The sequence below is a fragment of the Aliidiomarina indica genome, from assembly GCF_015354615.1.
In the GTDB taxonomy this organism is placed as follows: domain Bacteria; phylum Pseudomonadota; class Gammaproteobacteria; order Enterobacterales; family Alteromonadaceae; genus Aliidiomarina; species Aliidiomarina indica.
The window spans coordinates 1-370 of the sequence record NZ_JACAVQ010000022.1; the positions used below are offsets into that span (position 1 = coordinate 1).

At 51.6% G+C, this 370-nt stretch carries 1 protein-coding gene; it reads left to right on the forward strand.

Annotated elements, in window-relative coordinates; all coding sequences use genetic code 11:
- Positions 1-370 (forward strand): InlB B-repeat-containing protein (locus HXZ99_RS12085; RefSeq protein ID WP_194757549.1); only part of this gene is annotated, 370 nt, incomplete at both ends.

Sequence of the window (370 nt, forward strand, 5' to 3'; positions counted from 1 at the left end):
AGCACCTGCTGATCCAACGCGTGAAGGTTATACCTTTACCGGTTGGAGTGCGTCACTTGACGACATTACCGGTGACTTAACTATTACCGCGCAGTACGCAATTAACACCTACACCGTGACCTTCCAAGATCATGATGGCTCGGTGATTGAAACACAGACGGTTGAGCATGGTAGCAGTGCGACAGCACCTGCTGATCCAACACGTGAAGGCTACACATTCACTGGCTGGGATGCGTCATTTGCTGAGGTTACCGGCGACCTGACAGTTACCGCGCAGTACGCGATTAACACTTACACAGTTACATTCGCAGACTATGATGGCTCAGTGATTGAAACACAGACGGTAGAGCATGGTAGCAGCGCGACGGCG